The organism is Endozoicomonas sp. YOMI1, from assembly GCF_024606345.1.
Taxonomy (GTDB): Bacteria; Pseudomonadota; Gammaproteobacteria; order Pseudomonadales; family Endozoicomonadaceae; genus Endozoicomonas.
The window spans coordinates 1-9,423 of record NZ_JAHHPM010000288.1 but is presented as its reverse complement, the minus strand read 5'-3'; the positions used below and the strand labels follow the sequence as shown (position 1 = coordinate 9,423).

7 protein-coding genes are annotated in these 9,423 nt (G+C 52.1%); 2 read left to right on the top strand and 5 right to left on the bottom strand.

Features of this window, described 5'->3' with window-relative positions:
- The first annotated feature begins 237 nt into the window (after window positions 1–237).
- Window positions 238–771 carry an SCP2 sterol-binding domain-containing protein gene (locus KDK15_RS10040; protein WP_257295222.1) on the top strand — a complete coding sequence of 178 codons (534 nt, stop codon included), beginning with the start codon at window positions 238–240 and terminating at the stop codon, window positions 769–771.
- Window positions 768–1,952, top strand: coding sequence for an iron-containing alcohol dehydrogenase (locus KDK15_RS10035; protein ID WP_257295221.1), 1,185 nt, complete (start codon window positions 768–770; stop codon window positions 1,950–1,952). Before KDK15_RS10040 ends, KDK15_RS10035 begins: the two co-directional genes overlap by 4 nt.
- On the opposite strand, the gene KDK15_RS10030 is transcribed toward KDK15_RS10035, so the two are convergent.
- From KDK15_RS10030 to KDK15_RS10010, 5 genes are read right to left on the bottom strand one after another with little or no spacing between them, the layout of a single operon-like run.
- Entirely contained in the window at window positions 1,913–2,176 is a 264-nt protein-coding gene (locus KDK15_RS10030) for a hypothetical protein (protein WP_257295220.1), read from the bottom strand. The genes KDK15_RS10035 and KDK15_RS10030 overlap by 40 nt on opposite strands.
- A gap of 32 nt (window positions 2,177–2,208) precedes the next feature.
- Window positions 2,209–2,400 carry a hypothetical protein gene (locus KDK15_RS10025; RefSeq protein ID WP_257295219.1) on the bottom strand — a complete coding sequence of 64 codons (192 nt, stop codon included), beginning with the start codon at window positions 2,398–2,400 and terminating at the stop codon, window positions 2,209–2,211.
- Window positions 2,397–6,809 (bottom strand): chromosome partition protein MukB, encoded by a 4,413-nt coding sequence (gene mukB / locus KDK15_RS10020; RefSeq protein ID WP_257295218.1) that lies wholly within the window; start codon window positions 6,807–6,809, stop codon window positions 2,397–2,399. Before mukB ends, KDK15_RS10025 begins: the two co-directional genes overlap by 4 nt.
- Window positions 6,806–7,570 carry a chromosome partition protein MukE gene (locus tag KDK15_RS10015; protein WP_257295217.1) on the bottom strand — a complete coding sequence of 255 codons (765 nt, stop codon included), beginning with the start codon at window positions 7,568–7,570 and terminating at the stop codon, window positions 6,806–6,808. Before KDK15_RS10015 ends, mukB begins: the two co-directional genes overlap by 4 nt.
- Window positions 7,557–8,924: a hypothetical protein gene (locus KDK15_RS10010; RefSeq protein ID WP_257295216.1), complete on the bottom strand. Its 1,368-nt coding sequence runs from the start codon at window positions 8,922–8,924 to the stop codon at window positions 7,557–7,559. Before KDK15_RS10010 ends, KDK15_RS10015 begins: the two co-directional genes overlap by 14 nt.
- Window positions 8,925–9,423 lie beyond the last annotated feature (499 nt).

The window sequence follows — 9,423 nt, the reverse complement described above, 5'->3', positions numbered from 1 at the left end:
GCCGTTACTAAAAACCTACGATAATCAGGATTATCTGGCTTTATCTACATCTTCAACGCCACAGCTTACCGGAGTAAGTCTTACGCAACTCTTCTGTAGGGATTAACGTCGGGCTTTTCTATCTCATTGTCCTGAATGAAGCTCCCTGTATAGCCGACCATCTTCTGATTGTGGATAATGTCACCCGGAAATAACAGCAATAATTAATGCCCGGCGGTTTGCTGGCAGGAGTATCAGGTGACCCCACTTCCCATTCTCTGGCGTATAAAACGTTTGTATGTTCGTTTTATGCTGGCTTTTATTGGTCATGGGCTGGCTAAGGCCTGTCGGACTGACAAGCTGATTCAGAAGGAAATAGCATCATTACCTGATGGTTTTACCTTTTCCATGAGTGTTATGCCACGTGGCCCGTGCTTGTATATGAAGAAAAGTGAAGGGCGAATAAAACCGGGTCGTAAAAACAGTGAAACAAAGCCCGATGTGGATATTCAATTCAAACATCTCGCCCATGCTTTTAATACGCTCTCTTTTCAGGAAGGCACAACCGATGCCTTTGCCAGGGAGAGAATGGTGGTTGATGGTGACCTTTCCGCTTCCATGAAACTGGTACGTTGCTTTGAGCGACTGGAAGTGATCACACTTCCCCGGTTTATAGGCCGGAAAATCATGCGTCATTACCCGGAGATTTCCTTAACGGAAAAGCTGATGGGGGCAGTTCAAATCTATCTGGGTGTGTTTTCCGGTTTTGTTATGGGGGTGTTTGCCAGATGAGCCGCAGTTATTATGAATTCTTTAATCCGGTAAAAATCGTTTCAGGCAATGAAGCTCTGGAGCATATACCCTATGAACTGGCCAGCCTTGGGGTACAGAAGCCATTGATTATTACCGATGGGGGCGTGCTTAACGCCGGTTTAATTGAGCCCGTTAAGCGGGCTCTGGTGGTCGACGGGGTTCCGATGGCGGGTGTCTATAGCGATGTACCGCCTGACTCATCAACCAGAATCGTATCTGCCATCACGCGGTTTTATCGTGAGAATGGAGCGGATGGCATTATTGCCATTGGTGGTGGGTCGGTGATTGATACATCGAAGGCGGTAAATATTCTAGTGTCTGAAGGTGGTGATGATCTTCTGGCTTACAGCGGTTCTGGTGCCCTAACTAAACGACTAAAGCCGTTATTTATTCTGCCAACGACGGCGGGTACCGGTTCAGAAGTGACCAAAGTTGCGGTTATTCGCGATGATGTCAGTGGTCGTAAAGTGCCTTTTGCCTCCTCATTCCTGATGCCTGATGTGGCGATTCTTGATCCACGGATGACCCTGACATTGCCACCGCATATCACCGCTGCCACAGCCATGGATGCAATGACCCATGCCATTGAAGCGTTTTTGGGTACGGCCAAGAATCCAATCAGTGATGCCTATGCCGTTGCAGCGATTAAAGGCATACGGGAAAACCTGCTTCGGGTGCTTGCCACGCCCGATAGCAAAGATCTCCGATTGAAGCTGGCAGAGTCAGCAACCATGGCGGGCATTGCCTTTTCCAACTCCATGGTTGGGCTGGTACATGCCATCGGGCACTCACTTGGGGCGATAACCCATCTTCCCCACGGCGTCTGCATGAGTCTGATGCTGCCTTATGTTCTGGAATACAACCTGCCCCGGTGTGAACAAGCAATCGGTGAACTGCTGCTTCCTCTGGCCGGTGCAGATTTTTACAGCAAAATACCCGAACAGCGGCGGGCTGCTGAAACCATTATCTATATTCGTGCCATGCGGGATGAACTCTTTGAGCAGACAGGGCTGCCAAGAACATTGTCAGAAAGTGGCAAGGTGCACGAGTCTCAACTGGAAGACATTGCTCGTATGAGTATTGACGATGGTGCACTGCTCTATAACCGGGTGGATGCCAGTTATGAGCAGGTGCTGGGGCTGTTGAAGTCAGCCTGGTAGGTATCAAAAAGGCATCGGATCTCATGCAACAGGCGGGAGTCCAGTACAATGGCCTCCTGCTCCATCCACTTTTTTCTTTCGGCAAGACGGTTTAACAACCGGTGTTTTGCGTAACGTTTGTCACTAGGGCAGATGTTGTTTTGCCACTCCGTTTTACCCTGCCTGATATTGAGTTCAAAATGAGATTGGTATTCACTCCACCAGTCAGGAATTAATAGCTTCATCGGCTTTCCCTGAGCTTTAGCCAGTGTCTGGGCTATATCAATACCTCTCTGATCCAGATCGCCAAAATGACACCATTGTTTCTTTGACGAAAGCTACACTGCTCGACCCAGCCAGCATTGATAAGGCGGGTCAGAAAGGCTGGCATTTGCCGACCCTTCTGACGATAGCTGCCTGCTAACAACTGTAATGCAACAGGTATGGCATCCTCTGGCTGGAATGTCACGATTCAGCCCCCTGGGGCAGCCTGCCTTTTACACCAGAGAAAATAACATGCTCATAAGGCTCCATCAGGCGCACCATCCGATAAGTAATACCATTTTTGGGCAACACATTATCCGGCGCACCAACCAGCAGTTGCAGGGATTGATGGTCGCAGAGTTCTTCCAGGGTGGCCAGTGCCCTGGCATCAAGGCGTGCCGCTTCATCAAGGAATAACAGGCGACTGGCGGCGTGTCCTTTGCCATCGCGGTTATTGGTGGCGACTTCCCATGAATGCAGTACCATTGTGAGAATGGCCAGACCGGTACCAATGGCTTCACCGGTGGAAAGGTTGGTCGGGTTGGCCGGTTCATACTGACTGCTGCCAGCCCGCTGAATCAGGATATTCAGGCGAATGTACTCACGATAATCCAGCAGTTTATCGCCAACGATGGTGCCCCCGGTCTCCTTTTTAAAGAGGTATTCCAACGCCGCTTCCACGGTGATGTCTGGCTTATGGAATAAGTCTGCGTAAAATTCCTGTTGCAGGGCGTCCAGTATTTTCTGGAAACTGTCGATCACTTCCAGCTCAATTTTGATCGCCCGGATGGTGCCAAAATGCACGCTGGAAAGGGCGGTGTTCAGTTGATGAATCTGTTTGCGCTCTTTGTTGATCTTGCGCTGAATGTTCTGTCCGAGACTGTCGGATTCAGCCAGGAAACGCTGTTCGGCATCCTTCAACAGGGTTTCCAGGCGGGTAAGGTGCTGTTCAAGCCGTTCCAGGTTTTGCCTTGGATCATCGGATTGATACAGCGTTTTATCCATGCGCTGGGCCAGATGGTGCTGGGCGTCAATAAAGCATTGGAACAGTCCCGGCAGGTCAGCGCTGCTACTTTTCCCTACCTGTTGAAACAGGTCGCTCTGTTCTGTCTCCAGAACTTTCGCCAGGGCAATGCGTGCCGAGGCCATGCCATTACGAAGAATCTCATCGTCCTGATGGAGCAGGAGGTGAATATGCAGCCGTTGCTGTTGCCCGGACAGTGCCGCCTGTTCCACGATCAGCTCATGGTTGCGGGTGGCTTGCTGTACTTTAGGATCAAGTTGATGAATATCCGCAATGGTGTTACTGAGCAGTTCCTCAATTTTATCCCGGTCTGCTTTCACCGTGATTTTGTTTTCACTTTGCTGTTTGATTTCCTGACTGAGCCCGGCTTTTTCTGATCGGATGGCGGTTAACTGTGCTGCACACTCTTCTTTCAGGCCAGTTTGCCACGTCAGTGGAATATCATTGATTTGTCGTTTGAATTCTGACTGTTGAGCAAGATTCTGATCCAACAGGGTATTAATGGAGTTTACATTCAGCCCGAGCTGGTTACATTGCTGACCCAGTTGTTTTACCTGCTGGTTTTGTCGCTGCTCGGCCTGCTTTTTCGTCTGATACTCAGCCCGCAGCTGCTTTTGCAGGTTCTCTGTCTCTTCCTGACGGGTAACCGACTGGGCAAAGCGAAGATTTGGCGCTTGTGCTGTCGCGGCGCTCAGCAGATCTTTCTGCTGGCTGTACTGGCTTAGCTGTTGTTTCAGTTGTTCCAGCTCGGCCCGCAAGGCATCGAGATTCTCGATGGGCGGTTGCTCGATATAGAATCGATGGTCGTTTAGCTGCTGAATGGTTTGTTGATGTTTATCTAACCAGTCTTTGGCCTGATTGGCTTTTTGCAGGTGATCTCTGATGTCGTCTAATGACTCACGATCCGGATCGTCGCTCAACAGCCAGGCACTGGTTTGCCACTGCTCAAGGCAACGGATAACGCCATTGAGCAGGTTGAGTTGTTGACTCGCATCACTCAACTCAGTATTCAGTGATTCGCTCTGGCTATCCAGCTCTTCAAGTTGTGCTGCGTATTCCTCAACGGGTGGCTCCTGGACTCCCAGCCATGGGCTTCTGGCGGAGAGTTGATCCAGGTATTGCTGGCACTTTGCCAGCTGTCGTTTATCGATGGCCAGCTCCTGTAGCTGATCCAGCAGGCGTTCTTCCAACGCCCGAAGACGGGCCTGTTCTTTTTCCCGGGCCAGTCGGCCGATGGTTGGAAACTCCGGTTCCCTGCTTAAGCGGGCAATATTGCTGGCGATTTCTACCAGCACGTTGCCGTCGTCTTTCTGATCAAGGGGCGTGTGAAGGTATTCTTCTTCCGGGAAAGATGCTCCCGGCTGGCCACAGAGAAGCCAGACATGATCCGGACGATCACTTTCTGCCCGAATGATATGGGCAGCCTTACTGATATCCCGTACCTGGATGGCATGACGCAGGGGGCCGAATTTTGCTTCCAGCCAGGCCGCTTCTTCCAGGGAAATATCATCGTTATCAAAGTAATCACTGATCACCACACCGCCGGTGATATCCGCCAGCTTCTGCAGTTGCTGAAGCTCTCTGGAGGCTTTGATTTCCAGCTGGGCCATGCGTGCACGCAGTTCATCCAGCTGCTTGCCAAGCTGGGCATTGGCCTGCAGATTTTCCTGCTGGTCCTGGCTTACCTGATGGCGCAGGGCAGCAAAATCATCCTGATTGCTCAGTGGGGCCTTGGGACGAATAGCTTGAATATCCTGGCTCAGCTTGCGGGTATCCTGCCACAGGATATGGTCCTGTCTAGCCTGAGTCAGGCTGGCTTTAACCTGATCCTGAGTTCGATGAGTCTGCTGGATTTGCTCCCTGAGCACCTCCATCGTTTGCTGCTGGTATTGTTGCTCAAGCCCTGCAGTGCCCAGGCTGGTGTTCCAGCTGGCTTCATCCTGAATATTATCACGCCAGCTTTCCGGAAGCGTGCTGATAGCCTGTTGCAGCTTGTTCAGTTGCTCTTCTTCTTTTTGACGTTGTTGCTGTTGTTGGATCAATACCGGGATCTGGACTGCCAGTGTCGTTTGTCGCTGCCGGTGATGTTGCCAGTGATCGCTGCGGCTGGCGGCCTGGTTCAGGGGAACCTCATGATCGCCCAGTGTCGCCAGCAGAGACAGGGTGGCATTGAAATGATCTCGAATGGCTTCTGCCTGTTCCAATAGCGGCAGCTGACGGTAATAGCGTTCAGATGTGGTGCTGTGATCCTGCAGCAATGTGTCCAGCAAAGCACTGAGCATATCGGCGGTCAGATCCGGCTGTGCAAAGCTGTCACGCACTTCATTCAGGGCTCTCAGGGCGGCCTGATACAGACCCGCTTTGCGAGCCTCTTCTGAATAGGCCTGCTCGACGCTGGTCAGCTGATCCATCAGCTGCGCCACGTCTGCCTGCAGACGCTCAAGGTCAGCAGACTCTTCCTGGTGTTGCTGATCCAGCAGGGCTTTTTGTTCGTTCAGCTCTTCCAGCTGCTGGTTATGATTGCTCTGTTGGTTTTCCAGCCGTTCCAGATCGGTGTGGAGTCGTTCCAGATCTTTGGCATGATCAAGGCATTCACTGGCGTCCTCTTCCCGGCTCACCAGTTCAGCCTCACGAGCGTCAAGGCTTAGCAGACGAGCGTCGATGGCTGACAATTGCTGTCGTTTGGTTTCCAGCTGGAGTTCCGCCTGGCGCTGCTGTTGCTGTTTATCTTTCAGTTCCTGCTGCAGTTTGATCTTCTGTTTTTCGGCCCAGGCCAGTACATGCTCGCCAAGGGCATAACTGGACTCCAGAATCTCCCGGATCACCTTGCGGTCACTGCGAGTGGTTTCTATTTTACGACGGGTGTTCTGGGTCTCCTGCAGTGCACTTTGCATGGAACCGATAGACTGGCGCACCTGATCATCAGCCGGAAGCAGGTAATCCCGCAGTCCTTTTTGCAATTCCGATGACAGGCCACCATACAGACTGGTTTCCAGCATACGATAGTAGCGCTGACGATCCTGGCTGTTCTCCATGCGTCGCGGAATGATCCGCTGTTCAAACTGCCAGCTCATGTACTGTGCCGTGGTATTGAAGGTCAGCAGTTCACCGTTCATCATGGCGACCTGATTTCTCAGGGCTTTGCCATCCAGGGGTTCATAGCGGTTATCTTCACCGGGCAGTGGTTTCATCACCAGGTCACGGACGGGCACACTGGCTTCAATGCCGGTAATGGCAAAGAGCTTCAATTCCACCTTTGGCTGGCTCAGGCGACGAATCCGGACGCCAGCTATCACCCGGCTTCCGTCGTACAGTTGGTAGTCCACCAGACTGTAACAGGTGCCGGCACCGATACGTCCCCAGATACCATTATCACTGCGATCCTGACCACTGTCGGAATTGTTGCGCAGACGGATCAGGCGGTTATCGGGCACCCGGTTAATCAGTAACGCCCCCATGATGGTGGTTTTACCGGCACCGTTATGGCCGATCAGATTGCTCATTAACGGGTGCATCTCCATCGTCTTGAAGAAGATGCCCCGGAAGTTGACCATGGTCAGACTGCGGATCTGGGTTCTTTTCTGGCTCATGCTTCCTGCTCTTCTTCAAGCTGCTTTTCTTCAACGGCCTGCTCAACCACTACGGTGTCTTGGCGGGTCTTTGCTACCGATTCGACGCCATCAGGCATCAGGCTTTCGTCATCTTCATCCAGGCTGATATAACCGTCACGAACCAGTTGCTCCAGGGCGGTCCTGGTGCCCTCAGTTGTGGACGCCGTTGAACGGACCGGGTCAATAAATCGCATCAATGGTGCCTGGGTTTGCAGTCGGCTTGCCTGGTTGCCTTCCAGTCGGATCATGCCCAGCCTTGCCAGCAGTCGGATGGAGCGGCGCAGTGTCTCCATGGCTTTGTCACGGTCTGCCTGGGTTTCGATCTTTTTCCGTTCCAGCAGTTGGCAGAGATAGTCATTCTCCAGCAGCAGACGCAACCTTTCATACACGGCCTCGGTGGATATCCAGCCACTGCCTTCCAGTTGTTCCGGATCAAGATGGAACATGGCCAGTACCTGGCCGGTGACCATGGTCAGTTCATCGAGCTTTTTGGCGCGAATCAGGCTTTTGCCACTGGTTCCGGGGCGCAGGTAATAGTAGGCCTCCGGTGCCTGAATCAGGTCGCTGCCAAAGCGCAGGTAGTGTTCAACCAGCAGCGGGAAACCATCTTGAATCACATTGAATAATCGGTGATGGCGAGCATCGATATGTTCACCCCGACGCAGCCGGGTATCCAGTTCCGGGAAGCATTCATCATTGATCAGATCGGCGATCTGCTGGTAGGGGTTATCCGTCAACAAGCTGTTTCTCTCTTTCTCGCTGGGGTGAATTGGGGGTGAGTCTCAGGCGCTCCACATAAAATTCGGGCGCTATTGTGGGCATCACCGGGTGCCACTGGCTATCCGTGATGTGCTGCTGGTGCTGCTGATGACCCATCTCGGTCAGCGCACTGAATAGCCAGCCAGCGACCAAATGCAGCTTTTCCATGGGCCATTGGCTGGCCAGTTGTTCCAGTGCCTGTTCGTAGGATGGCAGGTGTCCGGTCTGGTTTTGCTGATCAACCAGCCAGTATTTAACCTGCTGCTTCAGGGCATCAAAGTCTTCAATCGAAGCCGGGTCGCCTTCATCATGAATTACCCGGGCGAGGCTCTCTTTTGGCTGAGGTGGCTCAATATCCCGTAACCGGACCAGGGGTTCTGCATGGGTATAGCGCAGATACCAGCGCATCGCCTGATAGTTCCGAATGCCTTCCCGCACCCGCTCCATCAGCGCCTTGCGCTCATCCATGGTGACAAACTGGCGCAGGTATTGATGCACACGGTGATGGAATCCTTCCCAGTGATTCATTCGTTCGCCACTCCAGTGTTCAATCCGGTCAAGGTGCTGTTCCAGCCGGAGAACGATATTGATGGCATCATTTCTTTGGGATTGTTCACAGTAGCGGGAGATGGCCTCCAGCAGTGATCGGAGTTCATGGCAGGAAGCTAACAACAGTCGTTGCAGATCCTGAAGATGTGACTGAGTGCTGGTTAATAACTGCTCGCATTGGCTGATGCTGTTTTGCCAGTCTTGTTTCAGCAGTTCCACCACTTCTTTACGGGTATTAATGGCTTCCTGATCCAGCTGTCGCTGGCGATGGTCTATAGAGGTTACCAGCTGGTTTACCGTTATATTCAGCGGTCCTTCCACCTGCAGTTTCCAGAAGGGTTCGTTACCGCCCTGTTCCGCGGAGTCCCGGATCTCCCTGAGATGACTGGCCACGGTCATAAACAGTGTGCTCAATGCTTCCCGGGACGCTTCCATCCCGATACAGACAGAGTCCACAATCTGCTCAGACAGAGGCGTAATCAGATAAGCGTGGTTTCGCTGTTCACCCCCTTCCAGACAGATCAGCAGATGTTGTTGCAGGAGGCGTCGTATTACCTCGTTACAGCGTTTTGATGAATCGTCGCGGTGATCATCATCCAGCCTTGCTTTTTCCACGCTCTGGAATACCACATGTAGCTCTTCTTCACTGAATTCCGGCTGTGATTCTGTTTCTTTCCAATAGCGCAGTGCGGCCAGATAGGCGAGATCAGCGGGTTGCAGTTTCAGGCTGATACCCTGAGTCAGAATGGTGCTGATCAGTGATGGGATTTTTTTTGATGCTGTCAATCACTTACTCCATCAATCATAAGGTGCTGTATCGGGGGAAGGTGGGGCTGAACCCTAATAAGGTTCAGCGTTTAAGCCGGATTAATTATGAGAAAAACTGATAATAGCGTAAAGCAATAAACTGATTTTTATTCAGAGGCTGTCGCGAAACCGGAAAGCGAGTCTCTTCGTGTAGGTCGGCTCCTAAAAGGAGCCGACACCCGAACCAACCGCTATGCACCATGATCTCTGAGTTTCATGGGGGATGGCGGTGGGGTCACGAGTCGGCTCGCATGGGAACCGACCATCGAGACCGTTTTCCGGTTGCTCACGCAGGTTAATTATTTTTCTGGAACTAATGTGAACGTGCAGCTGCTCTACCATTCCGATGTTGACCGGCCTTGTTAGGAATTATCTCGGAATAAGTTCTGCATTTGACTGAGACTTGTCAAGCTTGCTGGCTGTTGGCCGCAAAAGCACAAGCGGCCTGTCTTTTTCGGGCAGCGGGTGGCGGGAAGCG

Bases quoted from the DNA above. Each gene is read 5' to 3' on its own strand.
- KDK15_RS10035 (WP_257295221.1), top strand. From the start codon at position 768: ATGAGCCGCAGTTATTATGAATTCTTTAATCCGGTAAAAATCGTTTCA.
- KDK15_RS10030 (WP_257295220.1), bottom strand. From the start codon at position 2,176: ATGAAGCTATTAATTCCTGACTGGTGGAGTGAATACCAATCTCATTTT.
- mukB (WP_257295218.1), bottom strand. From the start codon at position 6,809: ATGAGCCAGAAAAGAACCCAGATCCGCAGTCTGACCATGGTCAACTTC.